This is a genomic window from Streptomyces sp. SA15, assembly GCF_002291145.1.
Lineage (GTDB): Bacteria > Actinomycetota > Actinomycetes > Streptomycetales > Streptomycetaceae > Streptomyces.
Genome location: NZ_NTGE01000031.1, coordinates 35,268 through 56,381 on the forward strand (window position 1 = coordinate 35,268; position 21,114 = coordinate 56,381).

The 21,114-nt window shown below is 69.6% G+C and carries 15 protein-coding genes and 1 pseudogene; 2 read left to right on the forward strand and 14 right to left on the reverse strand.

Features of this window, described 5'->3' with window-relative positions; genetic code table 11:
• Positions 1-13 precede the first annotated feature (13 nt).
• Positions 14-1,120 carry a glutamate 5-kinase gene (gene proB, locus CLM62_RS04920; RefSeq protein ID WP_095748629.1) on the reverse strand — a complete coding sequence of 369 codons (1,107 nt, stop codon included), beginning with the start codon at positions 1,118-1,120 and terminating at the stop codon, positions 14-16.
• Between the two features lie 212 nt (positions 1,121-1,332).
• Here proB and CLM62_RS04925 point away from each other — a divergent pair, with 212 nt between their 5' ends.
• On the forward strand, positions 1,333-2,742 hold the full coding sequence (locus tag CLM62_RS04925) for a polysaccharide pyruvyl transferase family protein (protein ID WP_095748630.1): 1,410 nt from the start codon (positions 1,333-1,335) through the stop codon (positions 2,740-2,742).
• Positions 2,743-2,983: 241 nt separating this feature from the next.
• Positions 2,984-4,951, forward strand: a complete 1,968-nt coding sequence (locus CLM62_RS04930) for a hypothetical protein (RefSeq protein ID WP_373559108.1) — start codon at positions 2,984-2,986, stop codon at positions 4,949-4,951.
• Positions 4,952-4,956: 5 nt separating this feature from the next.
• On the opposite strand, the gene CLM62_RS04935 is transcribed toward CLM62_RS04930, so the two are convergent.
• The 13 genes and pseudogenes from CLM62_RS04935 to CLM62_RS49770 all read right to left on the reverse strand — a co-directional run.
• On the reverse strand, positions 4,957-6,165 hold the full coding sequence (locus CLM62_RS04935; RefSeq protein ID WP_095748632.1) for a glycosyltransferase family 2 protein: 1,209 nt from the start codon (positions 6,163-6,165) through the stop codon (positions 4,957-4,959).
• 234 nt (positions 6,166-6,399) lie between these two features.
• The gene (locus tag CLM62_RS04940) at positions 6,400-8,514 is read right to left on the reverse strand and encodes a hypothetical protein (protein ID WP_095748633.1); all 2,115 of its coding nucleotides are present in this window, start codon (positions 8,512-8,514) and stop codon (positions 6,400-6,402) included.
• 188 nt (positions 8,515-8,702) lie between these two features.
• A complete protein-coding gene (locus CLM62_RS04945; protein WP_095748634.1) occupies positions 8,703-10,202 on the reverse strand; it encodes a bifunctional cytidylyltransferase/SDR family oxidoreductase in 1,500 nt (499 codons plus the stop codon).
• Between the two features lie 364 nt (positions 10,203-10,566).
• Positions 10,567-12,117 carry an alkaline phosphatase gene (locus tag CLM62_RS04950; RefSeq protein ID WP_095748635.1) on the reverse strand — a complete coding sequence of 517 codons (1,551 nt, stop codon included), beginning with the start codon at positions 12,115-12,117 and terminating at the stop codon, positions 10,567-10,569.
• Positions 12,118-12,353: 236 nt separating this feature from the next.
• Positions 12,354-13,790, reverse strand: a complete 1,437-nt coding sequence (gene obgE, locus CLM62_RS04955) for a GTPase ObgE (protein WP_095748636.1) — start codon at positions 13,788-13,790, stop codon at positions 12,354-12,356.
• 112 nt (positions 13,791-13,902) lie between these two features.
• A complete protein-coding gene (gene rpmA / locus CLM62_RS04960; RefSeq protein ID WP_030051735.1) occupies positions 13,903-14,157 on the reverse strand; it encodes a 50S ribosomal protein L27 in 255 nt (84 codons plus the stop codon).
• A 14-nt stretch (positions 14,158-14,171) separates the two neighbouring features.
• Complete coding sequence (rplU, locus tag CLM62_RS04965) at positions 14,172-14,492, reverse strand: 50S ribosomal protein L21 (protein WP_007449531.1); 321 nt, start codon at positions 14,490-14,492, stop codon at positions 14,172-14,174.
• A 202-nt stretch (positions 14,493-14,694) separates the two neighbouring features.
• Positions 14,695-15,288, reverse strand: a complete 594-nt coding sequence (rfbC, locus tag CLM62_RS04970) for a dTDP-4-dehydrorhamnose 3,5-epimerase (protein ID WP_095748637.1) — start codon at positions 15,286-15,288, stop codon at positions 14,695-14,697.
• A gap of 10 nt (positions 15,289-15,298) precedes the next feature.
• Positions 15,299-17,293, reverse strand: coding sequence for a glycosyltransferase (locus CLM62_RS04975; RefSeq protein ID WP_095748638.1), 1,995 nt, complete (start codon positions 17,291-17,293; stop codon positions 15,299-15,301).
• Positions 17,290-18,213: a dTDP-4-dehydrorhamnose reductase gene (gene rfbD / locus CLM62_RS04980; protein WP_095748639.1), complete on the reverse strand. Its 924-nt coding sequence runs from the start codon at positions 18,211-18,213 to the stop codon at positions 17,290-17,292. Before rfbD ends, CLM62_RS04975 begins: the two co-directional genes overlap by 4 nt.
• 143 nt (positions 18,214-18,356) lie before the next feature.
• Positions 18,357-19,370, reverse strand: coding sequence for a dTDP-glucose 4,6-dehydratase (gene rfbB, locus CLM62_RS04985; RefSeq protein WP_095748640.1), 1,014 nt, complete (start codon positions 19,368-19,370; stop codon positions 18,357-18,359).
• Positions 19,367-20,434 carry a glucose-1-phosphate thymidylyltransferase gene (locus CLM62_RS04990; RefSeq protein WP_095748641.1) on the reverse strand — a complete coding sequence of 356 codons (1,068 nt, stop codon included), beginning with the start codon at positions 20,432-20,434 and terminating at the stop codon, positions 19,367-19,369. Before CLM62_RS04990 ends, rfbB begins: the two co-directional genes overlap by 4 nt.
• A 245-nt stretch (positions 20,435-20,679) precedes the next feature.
• A pseudogene (locus CLM62_RS49770) lies at positions 20,680-21,114 on the reverse strand (ribonuclease E/G); the annotation flags it as partial.

Genomic DNA, 21,114 nt, shown 5'->3' on the forward strand with positions numbered 1-21,114 from the left:
GTGACACAGGCTCTCAGGGGTGCAGGAGCACCAGATCGTCGCGGTGCACGACCTCGCGTTCGTACGCCGGGCCCAGCTCGCGGGCCAGTTCCCGGGTCGAGCGGCCGATCAGCCGCGGAATCTCCTTGGCGTCGAAATTGACCAGCCCGCGGGCCACCGCGTGCCCTTCGCCGTCGCGCAGTTCGACGGGGTCGCCCGCGACGAACTCGCCCTCGACGGAGGCGATTCCGGCCGGCAGCAGCGACTTGCGGCGCTGCACGACCGCCTGCACCGCGCCGTCGTCCAGCGTCAGCGAGCCCTGCGGGGTGGACGCGTGCTGGAGCCACAGCAGCCGGTCGGCGGACCGCTTGTCGGCGGGGTGGAAGTAGGTGCCGGTGTCCTTGCCGGACAGCGCGTCGGCCGCGTGGACGGCGCTGGTCAGCACCACGGGGATGCCGGCGGCGGCCGCGATCCGGGCCGCCTCGACCTTGGTGACCATGCCGCCGGTGCCGACGCCGGCCTTCCCGGCGCTGCCGATGTCCACACCGGCGAGGTCGGCCGGCTCCCGCACCTGAGCGATCCGCGAGGTGCCCGGCTTGCTGGGGTCGCCGTCGTACACGCCGTCCACGTCGGACAGCAGTACGAGCAGGTCGGCGTGGACGAGGTGGGCGACGAGGGCGGCGAGGCGGTCGTTGTCGCCGAAGCGGATCTCGTCGGTGGCGACGGTGTCGTTCTCGTTGACGATCGGGCAGGCACCCATCGCCAGCAGCTTGTCGAGGGTGCGGGAGGCGTTGCGGTGGTGGGCGCGGCGGCTCATGTCGTCGGAGGTCAGCAGCACCTGGCCGACCCGGACACCGTAGCGCGCGAAGGATGCGGTGTAGCGGGCCACGAGCAGGCCCTGGCCGACGCTGGCGGCGGCCTGCTGGCGGGCGAGGTCCCTGGGGCGGCGGCGCAGGCCCAGCGGTGCGAGGCCGGCCGCGATGGCGCCGGAGGAGACCAGCACGATCTCCTTCTCTCCCCCGCTGCGGCTCTTGGCGAGGACGTCGACGAGCGCGTCGACACGGTCGGCGTCCAGGCCGCCCGAGGCGGTCGTCAGCGACGAGGAACCCACTTTGACGACGATCCTGCGGGCCTCGCGCACGGCCTGCCTTGCCCCTGCCACTTTTCCGTCCCCTCGCACCTCGACTGCTTGCGCAATCTACGCGAAGGGGGTCTGGCGGCGCGCGTCGGTTTCAGTCCCCGGACACCCGCGAGGTGACTCGTTGCTCACGGTGCTCACGCATCGCATACGGCAAAAAGGTTGTACTGGTTGCTTATAGAAATCAAAGTCTGGCAAAACTTAAGTTGAAGTCTGTGTCACAGAATGTTCACCGCGCGAAGCGGATCCTCCTCAGATCGGGGAAGAGCCCCTACGACGTCGTCCCCGTCGAGGAAGCCCTCCACCGGGATGTCATCGCCACCAACTCCGGCAACCTGATCTTCAGTGACGCCGCGCACAAGATCCTCGAGACGCCTGGCACGGAGGTGGTCTCGAACGGCATCCGGACCGACGTGGCCGCGGCGGGGCGGATCAACGAGCAGTACGACGCCTTCGTGGTGCCGCTGGCCAACGCCTTCCGGCCGTCGTTCGAGCAGCAGTTGCAGCGGCTGACACGGCTGATCGGCAAGCTGCGGATCCCGGTCGTGGTGCTCGGGGTCGGCGCACAGGCCGGGCTGGACTACAACCCGGCGCGGCTGAAGCCCATGGAGCCGACCGTGCGCGAGTTCGTCTCCGCGGTGCTCGACCACAGCGCCTCGATCGGAGTGCGGGGCGAGTTCACCGAGAGGTACCTGAAGGACATGGGCTTCAGGGACGTCGAGGTGATCGGCTGCCCGTCCCTGTTCCTGTACGGCAAGGAACTCGCCGTGCACAAGCGGGCGCCGGAGCTGACCGCCGCGTCCCGGATCGCGGTCAACGGCTCGCACAACGCGGTGCGGAGGCAGGGCCTCGACCGGATCATCCGGCGTACCCACGAGCGCTATCCGCACCTGCGCTTCATCGGCCAGAACCTCAGTGACGCACGCCAGTTGCACTGGCGGGACCTGTCGGACCCGAACGGCCGGGTGACGGCGATGCCGACGCACCCCGACCACCCGATGTACCAGGAGGGCAAGGCCCGGGTCTACATCGACCCCGTCACCTGGATCGACGACCTGCGCGGCTTCGACTTCTCCTTCGGCTCGCGCATCCACGGCAACATCGCGGCGCTGCTGGCGGGCACGCCCGCGACCGTGCTGTGCGGCGACTCGCGGACGCTGGAGCTGTGCCGTTACTTCGAGATACCGCACCGCCTGATCAAAGGGCTGCCGGACGATGTCGATCCGGCGCGGCTGTACGAGGAGGCAGACTTCACGGGGCTGGTCAGCGGCCACCACGAGCGCTTCGAGCGGTTCACCGCGTTCCTGGACAGGAACGGCCTGCAGAACACCTTCACGCACGGCGACGGCGGCGCCGCCTTCGAAAAGCGCCTGGGGTCGCTGGACTTCCCGGCCGGCATCCGCCCCTGGAACGACACCGACATCGCCTCGCTCACCACGCGGTTCGGCTGGCTGTACAGCCGTGTCGACGAACTGTCCAAGGACAACACGAATTTGAAGCGGGAGCTGGCGCGGGCGAAGTCCGGCGCCACCGCGACGGCGGCGCCGTCGGCGTCCGTGTACCGGCGGGCGCGGCGGATCGTGGGACGGCCGATCCGGAGGGTGATCCAGTCGGGGCGGGGGTAGCGCCCGGCAGCCCCCATCAACACCCGCAGTCACCAACACCCGAGGTCACCAACACCCGCGGTCACTCCAAACTCCCTGGACACGTGCGTGTCGTCCAGTGGTCGGCGTGCGTTAACCCGGACGCACCACGTCCTGCGCCGACCTTGGAGTGACCGCAGTGCCTGTTCCCCTCCCCCTCCGGCAGACCTTGGTCAGGGCGCTCGTCGCGGCCGTCCTCGCGGCCGCGTTCGCCGTCCAGGCCATGGCGGCCCTTCGCCCGCACGTCCCGTTGCTGCTGGCCGCGACGGTCGCCTCGCTGGCCGTAGAGGGTGTCCTGTACCGGTGGCAGCGCCGCATGGTGTCGCTGTTCGCCAAGTCGCACGCCGATCTCAGCGTGCGGCACGTGCTGCGCGACCTGCTGCTGGTCGTGGGCCTGCTGCGACTGGGCGGGCAGGACCGGGAGACGGCGTACGCCCCGCTCGTTGTCGGGCTGCTCGTCTTCTACGCGCTGCACTGCGCGATCCAGGCGGTCTCGGTCCTGGTGCGCCGCACCCGCACCCTGCCGGTCGTCACCCGGAACATCGACGCGTCCGCGCTGCGCCTGTCCCCCGCCCCGCCCCTCCTGCTACGCCGCCCCGGCCACCGCCTGCTGGTCTTCGGCCTGCCCGCCACGGCAGGACTGCTGGCCGCGGCGGCCACCGACGAGCCCGGCTATGCCGCCTTCGGGATCGCCGTGTCCCTCGGCCTGGCGCTGAAGGGCCTGTACGACCTTCTCGTACGGCTGCTGCCGAGCCGTCGTCCGGCGGGCGAGCAGGAGGTACTGGACTGGCTCGACGCCTGGCTCGACGCGTACCGGCCCACCGTCGGCCTGTACTTCTCCGGCGGCGCGTCGTCGGCGTACCAGGCGAACATGTGGCTGGAGCCGCTCGCGAAGGTGGACGGCCGGCCGCTGATCGTGCTGCGCGAACGGTTCATGGTGCAGAAGATCGCGGCGACCGACATCCCCGTCCTGTGCCTGCCGAAGGTCTCCACCCTGATGCGTCTGGAGCACTCCACGCTCCAGGTCCTCATCCACCCCTCGAACTCCGGCAAGACCTCCCAGGTGCTGCGCATCCCCACGATCAAGCACACCTTCGTCAACCACGGCGAGAGCGACAAGCTGTCGTCCTGCAACCCGTACGCGAAGGCGTACGACGAGGTGTGGGTGGCGGGGCCCGCGGCGCGCGAGCGGTACGCGGCGGCCGAGGTCGGCGTCGAGGACAAGGAGGTGGTGGAGATCGGCCGCCCGCAGCTGGACGCCGTACGGCCGTACGCGGGCCCGCCGACGGGTACGTACACCACGGTCCTGTACGCGCCGACCTGGGAGGGCTGGGACGGCAACCCCGGCAACACCTCGGTGATCGAGGCCGGCGAGAACCTCGTACGGGCGCTGCTGGCGGACCCGGGCGTACGGCTGCTGTACAAGCCGCATCCGCTGACGGGTTCCGTCGATCCCCGGGCGGGGGCGGCTGACCTCAGGATCCGGGAGCTGGTCCGGGCGGCGAACCGGGAGCGGACCGGTGAGCGACCCGTCCCTGACGGCGAACTCGTCCTTCGCACACGTGAGTTGGATCAGCTCACCACGACCGACTGCCGGGCCGGTGCCGACCAGGTCGAGCGGATGCTGTCGCAGTCGGCGCCCGAGCCGGGGCGGGCCGATGCGGTAGCGCGGGCCACGGCCGCCTGGGAGGAGGCGTACTGGGCCTCGCTGCCTCAGTGGGAGCACCAGGTGGTCACCGACGTCCGGCCCGCGCTGTACACCTGCTTCAACCGGGCCGATCTGCTGATCAGCGATGTGTCGAGCGTCATCAGCGACTTCCTGGCGAGCGGCAAGCCCTACGCGGTGGCCAACACCAGCGGGCTGACCGAGGAGACGTTCCGCGAGACCTTCCCGACGGTGCGCGCGGCGACCGTACTGACGCCGGACGCGGCGGGAGTACCCCGGCTGCTGGACGCCGTACGGCACCCGGAGCGCGACGAACTGGCCGAGGAGCGGGCCGAGTTGAAGCGGCACCTGCTGGGACCGGACGAACCTGCGTCGCAGGAGCGCTTCAACGAGGCCGTACGGGCGCTGTGTTCGGCGGCGCGGGAGCACCGGGCGCGGATGGCGGAGCGGCTCGCGGCGGAGCTCCCCGGGCAGCGGGGGCCGGTGGAGGAAGCGCCTGAGCCGGCCCCCACCGCGGAGACCTGATCCGGTCAGGCCGCCGCGCGTATGTCGCGTGACGGCAGGATGCGGCGGGCCTTGCGCACCGCCCGCTGCACGAACGAGTCGAGCGGGTCCTCGCGGTAGCCCGGGAAGACGCGGGCCTCGCGTGCGTCGGCGAGGTAGACGGAGTCCGGTATGCCCGCCTCGCGGTTACGGAAGTGGGGGTAGACGAGGTAGAGGCGGCGGCCCTTCTTCTCCATGAGGGCCGGGGCCTGCTTCTTCGCCTTGACGAACTTCACCACGTCGAGGAGGAGGTCGGGCCGCTCGGCGGCCACCAGGTGCAGCCGCAGGCGCTCGTGGACCCTGAGGCGGCGGGCGACGTCCTCGTTCCAGTACGCCTCCATCAGCGGCTTCGCCAGTTCGAACTTGTGCCGCCGGATCTCTTCGCTGTCCGTGGCGTACTTGGGGCCGAACTGCGGGAGCAGCGTGACGAGGAACGGGCGGACCATGAGCACGTCCCGCTTGGGGCCGGCCGGGAGCATGTCCGCGATCAGGTTCATCAGGGCGCGCGCGGAGTCGAAGCGCAGGGTGTAGCTGCCGCTCTTGGTCACGTGCTTGCCGTCCTCGCGGCCCACCAGGTAGTAGCAGGTGTGGTCGGCGACCACGGAGACGCCGTCGGCCCGCAGGTAGGCCTCCATCGTGAACAGCGCGTCCTCGCCGGTGAACAGGGACTCGTCGAAGCGCATGCCGTGCCGGTCGAGGAGCTCGCGGCGGAACAGCTTCTGCGCGCTGAGCGTGAACTTGATGTTGGAGGAGAAGACGTCGGTGCGCCCCACGGTCTGGCCCCACATCGACTTCGGCGCGCTGCGGTTGACGCCCTCGACCTTGCCGAGGACGACGTCCGTGCCGTGCTCGTCGGCCATGGCGACCATGCGCCGCAGGGCCTCGGGGCCGAGCCGGTCGTCGGCGTCGAGGAAGAAGACGTAACGCCCCGCGGCCTTGCCGAGGCCGACGTTGCGCGGGCCGCTGGGGCCGCCGGAGTTCTCCTGCCGGATCACCGTCACCGGCATGGGCGCGCGGGCCGCGAACTCCTCCAGGTACTCCCCTGTCCCATCCGTCGAACCGTCGTCGACGGCGATGACCTCGATGCGCGTCGGGTCGATGGTCTGTGCCTCCACGGATGCCAGGCACTCGACCAGATACGGCATCGCTTCGTACGCCCCGATGATCACAGTCACATCAGGCTGCGCAATGGTCACCCTTGTCCCCTTGTCACGGAAATTTTCCCCCGTATCGCCTCATTGGCAACCTCCTAGACGGATGACCAGGGAAATCGGTTGCTCTCGCCACATGGATTAGTGACTCAGTTCACATGGCGAACGGACAGGAACGGACAGCAACAGGACAGGACAGCGACGGGCAACAAGGCATACGCAAAGGGGCCCGGTATTCGAGGATCACCCCTCGAATACCGGGCCCTGTGGCCGGAGCCGTCAGCCCGCGGTCACGCCGTCCGCCTCACCGGCCGTCGACACCCGCTGCCCCGGCACCGCGTTCGCCAGTTCCGCCTCCGCCTCGGCCTCCGCCGTGCCGGCCGCGGCCCGTGACGCCTGGCCGACGTTGCGCCTCTCGGCCTTGATCGCCAGGTTCGCCACCGCGGTGTTGAACTGCTCGATGGACGTCGGCTCGTCCGGACCCAGCAGATACCGCTTGAGCTCGCCGCGGTCCTCGGCCAGCGGGTCGGACGCGGGATCGCGTACGGCGTCCAGCAGATCGCCCAGCTCGGCCGCGCTGTTGGACAGGATCACCGCGGCCCGCACGGCGGTGTTCTGCCGCTTGAACTCCTCCACGCCGAGCTCGGCGGAGTCGGTGACGGCGTAGGGCTTGCCGCTCGCGATGAAGTCGGAGACCACGCTGGAGATGTCGGAGACCATCGCGTCGGAGACGTTGAAGCAGTCGTACAGGCGCGGCTCGGCGCCCGTGATGACGCGGTGCTCGTAGGAGGGGAAGGAACGCCAGTAGGCGTCGTTCCACTCGGCGCGCAGCCGGGCGATCTCCTGGTGCTTCTCGACGTCGACCAGTCCGTCGCGGGTGGCCTCGGCCTCGTCGCCCTTCTCGGTGCCGCCACCGGACAGCTCGGCGAGACGGGCCTCGATGCGGGCCAGCTCCGCCTTGGCGCGGTCCAGGGCCGCCGTATCCGCCGTGAACCGGGAGTCGGCGGCGCGCTCGGTGGCGGCCTTCCGCACCAGGGCGGTGATGCGCTGGTGGGCGGCCTTGGCCTGCGGGCTGCGGGTGCCGGTGAAGGGGTGCGGCTTGTACAGGACACGGACCGGCGGGTCGGCCTTGACCAGCTTCTTCACGATGTTCTCGCCGGCCAGCAGGATCGAGGTGTTGCCGGGGTTGTCGTCCCAGCCCTCCCAGGTGGGGGCGTACAGGACCGTCGGGCAGTATCCATCAGCGGCTCCGCCGCGGGGGCCGTCCGGCGCCCCCTGCCAGGCCTGGATCGGCGCCAGCTGCGGGCGGCCGACCTCGACGATGTCGTCGTCACGGACGCCGACGTCGGCGATGGCGTAACGGTCGCGGCCCGCGCGGCCGGCGGTCCACACCTCGTCGTAGACCTTGCTGAACGGGTTGACGCTGGCCAGCTTGTCGCTGTCGCCGTGGCCGATGAAGACGTGCTTCATGGTGGGCACGCGCAGCATGTGGATGTTCTTGCCGACGTTCGCCGCGTACAGCGTGACGCGCACGGTCGACAGGTCCATGTTCATCAGGTGCACCCCTCCGGGCACGCAGATGACGGGGACCGTGGTGGGCGCCAGGTTCGCCAGGATGACCCGCTCGCGCAGGATGATCAGCGGCCTGGAGTCCAGCTGCTCCATGGTCTCCAGCCACATGTTGACCTGGTACGCGGAGTCCTTGGAGCCGGAGAAGTACAGCACCGTCTCCGGCTTGTACTCGCGCAGCCACGCGTCGGCCGCGGCCAGCACCTTCTCGGCGTTCGGCGGGGTCTTGCGACCGCGCACGTACGGCATCAGCGCGGCGACGTACAGGCAGCCCAGCCCCAGGGTGACGCCGATGCCGATGAAACCGGCGAGGGCCGATTTCACGGCGGCGGAGACCAGGATGCCGGCCACGGCCGCGAGGTCGAGGTGGAGCATCTTCTCGGCGGAGCGGTGCAGCAGCCCCTTCGGCGGGGCGTCCGGGATGCGGATGCGCGAGGCCAGGTCGATGTTGCGGGTGGCGACCGGCATACGGCGGCGGTTGCGGATCAGGGTGACCAGCGCGCCGTGCGGGGCCTGGAGCCCGTAGAAGGCGATGAAGCAGGCGACGGCGCCGTAGTAGATCAGGTTGTCCGCGAAGGAGAGGCGGGCCAGCAGCAGTATCAGCAGCAGCTGCCGGATCAGGAAGCGGATCGAAAGACCTGCCCGCACCTTGCTGAGGCGGTTGATCAGATAGCTGCCTTTGTGGTGCAGATAGTGGTCCGCCAGGTACGTCACGGCGGCCGCGGCGGCGAAGGCGGGAACGCTCGGGACGAGCGCGGCCAGCATGAGTGCCGGGAAGCCCAGCATCATGAGGGCCGCCGCGGCCAGCTCGGCCGCGCTGCCCACCCGGGCGACGCGAATAGCGGTGGATATCACGGAGAACCTGCTCTGGGAGGGGTGCCGGTGGTAAATGCCGAGAACGTCCGGAAAGCGAATGGTGAAGGCTCCGGGGAAGTACGGATTCAGGCCCCTGCGAACACTCCCTGAACAGGAAGCCACAGAGGCCTGAATGGCAGACGACTATTTGCTGTTGATTATGCCACGCCGTCCTGGCGGTCCAGGACGGAGGCCAGCGCCTGCTCGAAGCCGGAGGCCTTCCCGGCGGCCGCCGTCGGGTCCTGCTGGCGGACGTCGATGACGTGCCCGGTCAGTTCGGACAGCAGCACGTCGAGCGAGGTGCGGGCCACGGCCTCGGAGGAGAGCAGGCTGCCCGCGGGCTCCTGGCCGAAGGCCTTGGTGCGCATCGGGGTTGCGGTGCGCTCCGGGTTGATGCAGTTGACGCGGATGCCGTCGCCCGCCCACTCGTCGGACAGGGCCTGGGTGAGGTTCACCATGGCGGCCTTGGTCGAGGAGTAGAGGCTGTACTCGGCGCGGCCGCGGGTGTAGCTGCTGGACGTGTACAGCAGCAACTGTCCGTTGGTCTCGGCCAGGTACTTGTAGGAGGAGCGCGCGATCTGCACCGGGGCCAGATAGTTGACCTTCAGCGCTTCCTCGATGGTCGCGTTGTCGGTCTCGGCCAGCTTGCCGATGCGCAGCACGCCGGCGGTGTTGACGACGTAGTCGATGCGCCCGGTCTCGGCGTACGCCTTGGACAGCGCGTCGTCGACCTCCTCCGGGTTCTCGACGTGGGTGCCGGTGGTGGAGCGGCCCAGCGCGTACACGTGGGCGCCGTAGGACTCGGCGAGTTCACAGATGTCCTTGCCGATGCCGTAACTGCCGCCGAAGACGACGACCGTCTTGCCGGTCAGCAGCTCGCGGTAGGCCTCCTCGGAGACCTGCTCGGGCGCGGCGGTCGAGGCCAGCTGGAACAGCTTGTCGGCGATGAAGACGTCGACGGGCTGGGTGACCTTCATGTTGTACTCGTCGCCCGCGACGACGTGGATCGGCACGTCCGGCAGGTACTTGAGTACGACGGAGCAGTCGTCCGTGGCCTGGAAGTTGGGGTCGCCGGCGGCGACCTCGTAGGCCCGCTTGATCGTGGACAGCTTGAAGGCCTGCGGGGTCTGACCGCGGCGCAGCCGGGAGCGGTCCGGGATCTCGGTGATGAACTCGCCGTCCTCGCCGTGCGTGCGCGTGACGATGATGGTGTCCGCGGACGGGATGGCGACGTCGACGGCCTGGTAGCGCTCCAGCGCGGCGACGCAGTCGTCGATGACGCGCTGCGCCAGCAGGGGGCGTACGGCGTCGTGGAAGAGGACGTTGACGTCCTCGCCCTCGGCCAGCCCCTCGCCCAGGGCCTCGATGGCGCGCTCGGTCGTCTCGTTCCGGGTGGAGCCACCCTCGATGATCTTCTTGACCTTCTGGAACCCGGCCTTGGCGACGATCTTCTCAATGTCGGGCACGTAGCCCGGCGCCATCAGCACGATGATGTCGTCGATCGAGTCGGCCTTCTCGAAGGTGGTCAGGGTGTGCTCGATGACTGCCTTGCCGGCGATCTTCAGCAGCTGCTTGGGGATCGACAGACCCACCCGCTGGCCGGTGCCACCGGCCAGGATCACTGCGGTGGTACGGGGCTTGGCTATGTGCTGTGACACAGGTGACCTACCTTGGGACGACAGGGAACTTGGAAATGGTCCCACTTCGGGTAACCGCAGTGCAAGGTGAGCGATGGCCGCCGCATATGTGCGCGCAACCTGGCATTCACCTTGGACTGCTGGAGCTTGGCGAACCGTTCCGTCGGCGGTGTCGCCGCCCCGTGGAAATGCTGTGAATAAGTCCACAGCTCAGCTCCACATCAAGATTCCGCGGCATTTGGGTCTCGGGGAGAGCAAGGGGACAGCCCGTCTCCATGGTCACGGGACGAGAGAGGCCCGGGACACGGGTGTGTCCCAGGCCTCAGGAGTTGATATCAACTGATGTCAGGTGACATCAGTTGATATCAGTCGTTGTCAGTTGACGTCAGACGAGCCGGACACCCGGCCGGCCCGCGTCCATCCGCAGCTTGGCCAGCGTGCTCGGCGTCGACTTCGGCTGGCGGACCGTGTCGACCACCCGCACCTGCGCGTCGATGCCGTCGCGGCGGATGTCGAGGAGGTGGTAGCCGCGGTGTGCGTCGAGCAGCTTCCAGTGCGGGTTGTCCGCCATCCGCGGGTCCCACTCCTTGCGGAAGGCCGCCTGGTCCTGGTCGCCGTTGCTGGAGATGGAGGTGCCGACGAACTCGGCTCCGACCACGGCGGAGTTCGGGTTGGCGAAGTCCTCCTTCAGGTCGCTGATCATCGTCAGGTGCCGGTCGCCGGTGAGCACGACCGGGTTGCTGACGCGCTTGAACTCCTTCAGGAACTGGTTGCGTTCGACCTGGTAGCCGTCCCAGGCGTCGTAGAACCAGAGCTTGCCCTCGCCGACCTGCAGATCGGTCTCGGCCATCATGATCTGCGAGGCGATCAGGTTCCAGCGGGCGGGCGAGTCGCGCAGCCCGTTCAGCAGCCACTTCTTCTGGTCGGCGCCGAGCATCGTCAGCTTCGGGTCCTGCGCGCCGGCCTGGCTGGTCGCCTGGTCGCTGCGGAACTGCCGGGTGTCCAGCACGTTCAGCCGGGCCAGGCGGCCGAACTCCAGGCGGCGGTACATCCGGATGTGCGGTCCGTTCGGTACGGCCGTCGCGCGCACCGGCATGTGCTCGTAGTACGCCTGGTAGGCCGCGGTCAGCCGGGCGACGAACGCGTCGTGCGTCTGCTTGTCCGGGTCCTGCGGGATCTCGCCGGCGAAGTCGTTGTCCACCTCGTGGTCGTCGAAGGTGACCACGAAGGGCGCGTTGGCGTGCATGGTGGCGAGGTCGGGGTCGGTGCGGTACTGGGCGTACCGGTTGCGGTACTGGGTCAGGCTGAACGGCTCCCCGGTGCCCTCGTGCCGCCGTACGCCCGTCGCCGACGGCGTCGACTCGTAGATGTAGTCGCCGACGAACAGCACGATGTCGGGGTCCTGGGCCAGCATGTCGGCGTATGGCGTGAAGTAGCCGTGCTGCCAGTTCTGGCAGGAGGCGAGCGCGACCCTCAGGTTGCCGGCGGAGCTGGACCAGGCGGGGGCGGTGCGGGTGCGGCCGACGCGGGAGAGCTGGCCGCCGGCGCGGAAGCGGTACCAGTACGGCCGACCCGGGCGCAGGCCCCGTACATCCACGTGAACGCTGTGCCCGTACTCGGGCCGGGCCTGGGCGGTGCCCCGGCGGACGACCCTTCTGAACTTGGCGTCCTCGGCGAGCTCCCACTGCACCGCGACCGCGCGGTCGGGCATGCCGCCGCCGTTCAGCGGGTCCGGCGCGAGCCGCGTCCACAGCACGATGCCGTCCGGCAGCGGGTCACCGGACGCGACACCGAGCTTGAACACGCCGTCGGGCAGCGGGGGTTCGGCTGCTCGGGCGGTGTTCGGCAGCCACAGCTGGGCGGAGGCCGTGGCGCCGAGCACGGCGGCTCCGGCGGTCAGAAAACGGCGTCGGTCGGGCGATACTGCTCCCGTCATCGGGCGAACTCCCTTGCCTCGCTGGCCTCTTGGACACTACGAAGCTCATCCGCCGGGCGGTCCGTCCGCTGAACACACGTATGCGTGCGCATGACAGGTAGGCAGACAACAGAAGACCCGTTGCGACGCGGGAACCTCACGGTGAACGGAGGTTTGTCGCAACGGGTCTTACGGGGTGTCAGTTGACAGAGATGGGGGTGCTGTAACGATCAGAGCGGCCAGAAGGGCCGCAACGGTCAGAACGGCTCGAAGTCGTCGAACTCCTGCGTCGCCTCGTCCCGCTCCGCCTGCCGGTCCCGGCGGCGCTGGGCCGCGGGCCGCGGCGCCTCGAAGCGGTGGTCCTCGCCACGGCGGCCCAGCATCTCGGCACCGGACATCATCGACGGCTCCCAGTCGAAGACGACCGCGTTCTCCTCGGGTCCGATGGCGACGCCGTCGCCCGACCGGGCGCCCGCCTTCATCAACTCCTCTTCCACACCGAGGCGGTTGAGACGGTCGGCCAGGTAACCCACGGCCTCGTCGTTGTTGAAGTCGGTCTGCCGCACCCAGCGTTCGGGCTTCTCGCCGCGGACCCGGAACAGCCCGTCTTCCTCGAGCGTGACGGTGAAGCCCGCGTCGTCGACGGCCTTCGGCCGGATGACGATCCGCGTGGCCTCCTCCTTCGGCTTGGCGGCCCGCGCCTTGGCGACCAGGTCGGCGAGCGCGAAGGACAGCTCCTTGAGCCCGGTGTGCGCGACGGCGGACACCGCGAAGACCCGGTACCCGCGAGACTCCAGATCCGGCCGGACCATCTCCGCCAGATCCTTGCCATCCGGTACGTCGATCTTGTTGAGGACGACGATCCGGGGACGGTTGTCGAGGCCGCCGTACTCCCGCAGCTCGGCCTCGATCACGTCGAGGTCGGAGACGGGGTCGCGGTCGGACTCCAGGGTGGCGGTGTCGAGGACGTGCACGAGCACGCTGCACCGCTCCACGTGGCGCAGGAACTCCAAGCCGAGGCCCTTGCCCTGGCTGGCACCGGGGATGAGTCCGGGTACGTCGGCGATGGTGTAGACGGTGGACCCGGCGGTCACGACACCCAGGTTCGGGACGAGGGTGGTGAACGGGTAGTCCGCGATCTTCGGCTTGGCGGCGCTCAGCACAGAAATGAGGGACGACTTGCCGGCGCTCGGGTAGCCGACCAGCGCCACGTCGGCGACGGTCTTCAGCTCCAGGACGATGTCCTGCACGTCCCCCGGCTCGCCGAGCAGCGCGAACCCGGGCGCCTTGCGCCGCGCGGACGCCAGCGCCGCGTTGCCGAGGCCGCCCCTGCCGCCCTGCGCGGCGACGAACGAAGTGCCGTGCCCGACCAGGTCGGCGAGCACATGGCCCGCCCTGTCCAGCACGACCGTGCCGTCCGGCACCGGCAGGACCAGGTCCTGCCCGTCCTTGCCGGAGCGGTTGCCGCCCTCGCCGGGCTTGCCGTTGGTGGCCTTGCGGTGCGGGGAGTGGTGGTACTCGAGGAGGGTCGTGACGGACTGGTCGACGGTGAGGATCACATCGCCGCCGCGCCCGCCGTTGCCGCCGTCCGGGCCGCCGAGCGGCTTGAACTTCTCACGGTGGACGGAGGCACAGCCGTGACCTCCGTTACCCGCGGCGACGTGCAGCTCGACGCGGTCCACGAAGGTGGTCATGGGGTGTGCCTCCAGTTACGTACGGGAATGTCTTCTGATCAACTGATCAACACGCGAAAGGCGGACCCGCTTCCCGTGAGGGAAGTGAGGTCCGCCTCGCGAAAGCTTCCGATCAGGCGACCGGAACGATGTTCACGACCTTGCGGCCACGGCTGGTGCCGAACTCCACCGCACCGGCCTGCAGCGCGAACAGCGTGTCGTCGCCGCCACGGCCGACGCCCGCGCCCGGGTGGAAGTGGGTGCCGCGCTGGCGGACCAGGATCTCGCCCGCGTTGACGACCTGACCGCCGAAGCGCTTCACGCCGAGGCGCTGAGCGTTGGAGTCACGACCGTTACGGGTGGACGATGCGCCCTTCTTGTGTGCCATCTCTCCTCAGTCCCTTACTTCGCAGCCGCGGGGATCTCAGTGACCTTGATCGCCGTGTACTGCTGGCGGTGGCCCTGACGACGGCGGTAGCCGGTCTTGTTCTTGTAGCGCAGAATGTCGATCTTCTGGCCCTTGTGGTGGTCCACGACCTCGGCCTGGACCTTGATGCCGGCCAGCACCCACGGGTCGCTGGTCACAGCGTCGCCGTCGACAACGAGCAGGGTCGAGAGCTCGACCGTGTCGCCAACCTGGGCGGTGGAAATCTTGTCAACCTCAACGATGTCGCCGACAGCAACCTTGTGCTGGCGACCACCGCTGCGCACGATGGCGTACACGCGGATCTCACTCTCTCGCTCGGGACGGCACCCCCGCAGTCCAGCCGCCCGGCAAAGGACACGGACGGCCTCTCCCGACCACCGAGGTACCCGGGAGGAAGAGGTTTACGGGGATGTGGCGTGCCAGTCGACACGCCGACGGTCAAGGTTACGGGGCCCGGCTTGAGGGGTCAAACCGGGCCCCGCCGCAGAGCGGGGCGGTTCAGCCGCCAAGGCTCTCCCGATAGGCCACGCAGTCCTCGTAGGAGGGCAGCAGGCCCTGCTCGCGGGCCTGGGCCAGGGTGGGTGCCTGCTCGTCCTTGGCGGAGAGCAGCGGGGCGAGGTCCGCGGGCCAGTCGATGCCGAGGGCCGGGTCGAGCGGGTGGATGCCGTGCTCACGCTCGGGGGCGTAGCCCTCGGAGCAGAGGTAGACCACGGTGGCGTCCTCGGTGAGCGCCATGAAGCCGTGGCCGAGGCCCTCGGAGAGGTAGACCGCGTGGTGGTCGCGGTCGTCGAGGCGGACCGCCTCCCACTGGCCGAAGGTGGGCGAGCCGGTCCGGATGTCCACGATCACGTCGAGGACCGCGCCGCGCACGCACTTGACGTACTTGGCCTGGCCGGGAGGCACGTCCGCGAAGTGGATGCCGCGCAGGGTGCCCCGGCTGGAGACGGACATGTTCGCCTGGGCGAGGGTGAGCGGGTGGCCGGCCGCCTCGGTGAAGAGCGGTGCCTTGAACCACTCGTGGAAGCTGCCCCGGCCGTCGGGGAAGACCTTCGGCTCGTGCACCCAGGCGCCGGAAATGGAGAGGGGTCGCATGACAGGGTCCTCAGCTCGTCTTCTGCTTGGTCAGTGCGCGCTTGAGTCGCCCGGCAACCCGGCGCCACAGCGGACGCGGCGGACGCGGCGGTGCGGGCTTCTTCTTCGCGGCGGGCTTGGCCGGCGGGGTGTGCCGGTCGATCACCCGGGCGGTGCCGTCGGCGTCCACCACCACGTCGACCGGGAGCCGGGTCCAGCGCGCCTCGCCACGGGCGGCGGACGGCACGCCGATCCGGACCGCCCAGCGGCGACCGGTGAGCTGCTCCAGCGGCAGCGGGGCGCTCACGGTACGGCCGTCCACCACGGCGTCGGCGGGGAACTTGCCCACGTTCTTGCGCTCGAAGCGGAGCCGCACCGGCTCTGAGGAGTCCGCCGCGACGTGCAGCGGCAGCGGAAGCCGGACGGTGGAGCCGTCGACCACGCCCGCGGCCGGGTCCATCAGCGCCACCGCCTCGCGCTCCAGCTTGCCGGTGTGCTGGTCGACGTCGAGGGAGAGGTTGCCCGGCCCGTCGGTCCAGTACGGCAGGACCATCCGCCTCGGCTCACCGGTGAGCGCGGCCAGCCGCCCGGCCTCCACGTCCTCGCCGCGCACCGCGCCGAGCCGGGTCTCCTTGCTCCAGCCGCAGGACTTGATGCGCAGGTGCAGGTCCCAGATCCCCTTGGCCAGGGGCGCGCCCGCGGCCGCGGTCTCCGGGTCGAGCACGGCGCGTGCGGTGATCTGCTGGCGGAAGGAGCCCTCCCCGGCGGCCGGCCGGTGCCGCTCGCTGTCCAGCGGGAGGTAGTACTGGGTGGCGTCCTCGCGGTGCCGGACCACCAGATCCACGTCGCTCTTGTCGACCGGGGCGTCCAGGGTGATGCTCTGCCCGGCCAGGGCCTCGAGCGCCTTGTCGGAGAGCGGCAGGCCGAGCAGGTCGTGCTCGCCGTCCCGGCGGAAGGTCATCGGGGCGTCCTCGACCTGGTACTCGGCGGTGAAGCCGATGTTCAGGGCGCCCTTCTCCCAGGCCAGAGAGGTCAGGCTGCCGGTGGGCTTGATCCCTGCCTCCCAGCGGGCGAGTTCCCTGACGTCCTGGTAGAGGTCGGCGATGATCAGTCCGGCCACCACCCGCTGGGTGGGGGCGACACGGGCGAGAACGCCCGGTCCGAAGCGTTCGGTGACCACGCCGCGGATCTCACGGTAGAGCTCCTCGGCGTAGTCCTCGGGGAGCTTGAGGAGCCGGTTGCCGCGCAGCCGCTCGACCATCTCGTTGCGCAGCCAGCGGCTGAACAGCTTGTCGCGCAGCGGACCCGGCTCTGTGAGTTCCTCGACGACGTCGAGGGCCTCGCGGAGGTTCCCGAAGTAGCCGGCCGGGTCGAAGCGCTGGAAGCCGGCGTTGGAGCCGTCGTCCCGGGTGATGTGGTAGTAGCACAGGTAATCGCCGAGGACGGCGACGCTCTTCGCCCGGAGATACGCCTCGGCGACGAAGACGTGGTCCTCCAGCCGGCGGCGGCCCTCCTTGAAGCGCATGTTGTGCTCGTTCAGGAACTCCCGGCGGAACATCTTGTGCGGGGTGAGGCTGTCGATCAGCGGCGCGTTCTCCACCGTGGCACGCGGCCGGTTGACCCGGAACAGCTCCTGCGGGACCGGGCGGCCGATGCCCGCCATCTTGCCTACGACGACATCGGCGTCGTTCGCCTTGCCGTACTCGTACATCCGCTCCAGGGCCTCGTCGCCGAGCCAGTCGTCGTGGTCGACGAACATCACGTACTCGCCCTGGGCGGCCGCGATGCCGGTGTTGCGGGGGCGGCCGGACCAGCCGGAGGCCTCCTGGTGGATGACGTGCAGGTGGGGGTGCTCGGCCGCCAGCTGGTCCAGGCGGGCGGGCGTCTCGTCGGTGGAGCCGTCGTCGACGAAGAAGACCTCGAATTCGTCGGGGGTGAGGCTCTGCCGCAGCAGGGACGAGACGCAGTCCTCGACGTACTTGCCGGGGTTGTAGACCGCGATGACGACGCTGACTTTGACCGTCACGCCGGGTTCTCCTTCGTCTGGGCCCGGTGTATCTCCGGGAATGCCTCGGTGAGCGCCGCGCGCCAGTCGCGCAGCGGCTCGATGCCGGCCGCACGCAGGCGGTCGTGGCCGAGGACGCTGTAGGTCGGGCGGGGAGCGGGGCGGGTGAATGCCTCGCTGGTGGTCGGGCGGACCCGGTCCGGGTCGGTGCCGAGCAGGCGGAAGATCTCCCGGGTGAAGCCGTACCAGGTGGTCTCGCCGGTGCTGGTGCCGTGGTAGACCCCGGCCGGGGCGGTGCCGGCCAGGGCCGCACGCCCGAGGGCGAGCAGCAGGCCGGCCAGGTCGGCGCTCCAGGTGGGTTGGCCGCGCTGGTCGTCCACGACGTCCAGGGTCTTGCGCTCGCCCGCCAGACGGATCATGGTGCGGACGAAGTTGGGGCCGCCCGCGCCGTACAGCCAGGCCGTGCGGACCACGTAGCCGCGGTCCGGGAGGGTCTTCAGGACGGCCTGCTCGCCGGCGAGCTTGGTACGGCCGTAGGCGCTGCGCGGGGCGGTGGCGGCGTCCTCGGCGTACGGGGTGGTGGCGTCGCCGGCGAAGACGTAGTCGGTGGAGACGTGGAGCAGGAAGGCGCCGGTACGGGCGCAGGCGGCGGCGAGGTGGGCCGGGCCGTCGCCGTTGACGCGGTGCGCCTCGGTCTCGCGGGTCTCGGCGTCGTCCACGGCGGTCCAGGCCGCGCAGTTGACGACCACGGCGGGGCGGTGACGCTCCAGCGCCCCCTGTACGGCCTGGGGGTCGGTGAGGTCCAGCGCCGCACGGTCCAGCGCGACGGACTGCTCGCCCTCGGCGGCCAGCCTGGCCAGCACGTCCTGGCCGAGCATGCCGCCCGCTCCGGTGACCAGCCAGCCGGCCGGGGCGCTTGCCTGTTCCTGTATCGGATTCATGTCTCTTCTGTCGGATTCATGTCTCTTCTTGTCCTCTGTGCGGGATGGCGGGGGCCACCGCCGGTGTCCCGGGCGCGCGGAACGCGTGAACGGGCCCGGGACGGACCCGGGACGGACCCGGGCCCAAAGAGAGGGGTGGCGCGTCAGTTCAGGGCCGCGCGCTCCTTGAGCGGCTCCCACCAGGCGCGGTTGTCGCGGTACCACCGCACGGTCTCGGCGAGGCCCTCGCGGAAGTCCTTGCGCGGCGCGTACCCGAGCTCCTCGCGGATCTTGGTGCAGTCCACCGAGTAGCGGCGGTCGTGGCCCTTGCGGTCCTCGACGTACTCGACGCTGGTCTCCCAGTCGGCGCCGCACGCCTGAAGCAGCAGCCCGGTGAGCTCCTTGTTGGAGAGTTCGGTGCCGCCGCCGATGTTGTAGACCTCGCCCGGGCGGCCCTTGGTGCGGACCAGCTCGATGCCCTGGACGTGGTCGTCGATGTGCAGCCAGTCGCGGACGTTGCCGCCGTCGCCGTACAGCGGGACCTTCTTGCCGTCGAGGAGGTTGGTGACGAAGAGCGGGATGACCTTCTCGGGGAAGTGGTGGTGCCCGTAGTTGTTGGAGCAGCGGGTGACGCGGACGTCCAGGCCGTGGGTGCGGTGGTAGGACAGCGCGATCAGGTCGCTGGACGCCTTCGCCGAGGAGTAGGGCGAGTTGGGCTCCAGGGGGTGGGTCTCGGGCCAGGAACCCTCGTCGATCGAGCCGTAGACCTCGTCGGTGGAGATGTGCACGAAGGTCTTGATGCCGGCCCGGTGCGCCGCGTCGATGAGCGTGTGCGTGCCGACCACGTTCGTGCGGACGAACTCGGCGCCGCCGTCGATGGAACGGTCGACATGCGACTCGGCGGCGAAGTGCACGACCTCGTCGTGCTCGGCCATCAGCTTGCCGACCAGCTCGGGGTCGCAGATGTCGCCCTGCACGAAGGCGAACCGCGGGTGCGTGCGCACCTCGTCGAGGTTGGCCGGGTTGCCCGCGTACGTCAGCTTGTCCAGGACGGTGATCGCGACATCACCGGGGCCCTCGGGGCCGAGCAGCGTACGGACGTAGTGCGAGCCGATGAAACCGGCACCGCCGGTCACCAGAATCCGGGTCGGACGGGCGGGAGAGGTGGGGGCCGTCATGAAGAGATCTGAACCTTGCTGTGATCACCGAGCACGAGCCGGTGGGCCTTGGGGTTACGGGGAGCGGGCGTGACTTCGACGTCGCGCCCGATGAGCGAGGCCTCCACCCGGCGCACGCCGGTCACGGAGGAGCCGCGCAGCACGATGGAGTACTCGATTTCGCTGTCCTCGATCCGGCAGTCCTCGGATACGGAGGTGAAGGGGCCGATGTAAGCGTCGTTGACCACCGAGCCGGCACCGATGATCGCGGGTCCGACGATCCGGCTGCCGCTGACGCGAGCGCCCGCCTCGATGCGCACCCGGCCGATGATCTCGCTGTCCTCGTCCACCGTGCCCGCGTTCACCGGCCGCACGGTCTCCAGGACGGACCGGTTGACCTCCAGCATGTCGGTGACGTTGCCGGTGTCCTTCCAGTAGCCGGAGATCGTGGTGGAGCGGACGTCACGCTTCTCGTCGATCAGCCACTGGATGGCGTGCGTGATCTCCAACTCGCCGCGCCAGGAGGGCTCGATGGAGCGGACGGCCTCGTGTATGGCCGGAGTGAACAGATAGACGCCGACGAGCGCCAGATCGCTCTTGGGCTGCTTCGGCTTCTCCTCCAGGCCCACCACCCGGCCGTCGCCGTCGAGTTCCGCGACACCGAAGGAGGTGGGGTTGGAGACCTTGGTCAGCAGGATCTGCGCGTCGGGCCGCTCGGCCCGGAACTCCTCCACCAGGCCGGTGATGCCACCGACGATGAAGTTGTCGCCGAGGTACATGACGAAGTCGTCGTCGCCGAGGAAGTCCTGGGCGATGAGTACGGCATGGGCGAGTCCCAGCGGCGCTTCCTGCGGGATGTAGGTGACCTCGATCCCGAAGGGGGAGCCGTCGCCCACCGCCTCGCGGATCTCGTCCGCGGTGTCGCCGACGATGATTCCGACCTCGCTGATCCCGGCTTCGGCGATCGCTTCCAGACCGTAGAAGAGCACAGGCTTGTTGGCGACCGGCACCAACTGCTTGGCCGAGGTGTGGGTGATCGGGCGGAGGCGGGTGCCCGCTCCCCCGGAGAGCACGAGAGCCTTCACGTAATGCGCCCCAATACTAGGAACAAAGAGGAACTAAAATCCCAATTTGTCTGAATTTAGCGTCAATCTAGGTTCACATCATAGCCTTGCCGCCGGAGCGTCCATTCACCTTGCATTCACGCATTCGATCCCCGTGCGACGGCTCGCGGGTCCCGGAGAGCGCGGGTCCCGGAGAAACCCGTAGAAAAACGTGATCCGCCCCCGGTCGGACCGGGGGCGGATCACATGTCTCGTACGGCGGGGCGTCAGCCCTCGTCGGCGGTGGACGAGACGGACGGGAGCGACTGGTGCTCGGCCGCCGCCGTCTTCTTCGACGTCGCCTTGCCGGCGGTCGTCTTCTTCGCTGCCGCCTTCTTGGCGGTCGTCTTCTTCGCGGCGGTCTTCTTGGCCGTCGTCTTCTTGGCCGCCGTCTTCTTGGTGGCGGCCTTCTTCGCCGTCGCCTTCTTCGCCGTCTTACGGGCCGCCTTCTTGGCCGGAGCCGCTTCCTCAGCCTCGGTGACCTCCTCGGCGACGGCCGGTGCCTCCTCCGCGACGGCCGGTGCCTCCTCCGCGGCCGTAGGGACGACCACGACGGCCGCCTCCTCGGACGCGGTGGGTGCGGTGGCCTTGCGTACGGCGCGGCGCCTCGGGCGGGCCGGGGCGGCGCTCTCGGCGGGCGCCTCGGCCTGCTCGGCCTGCGG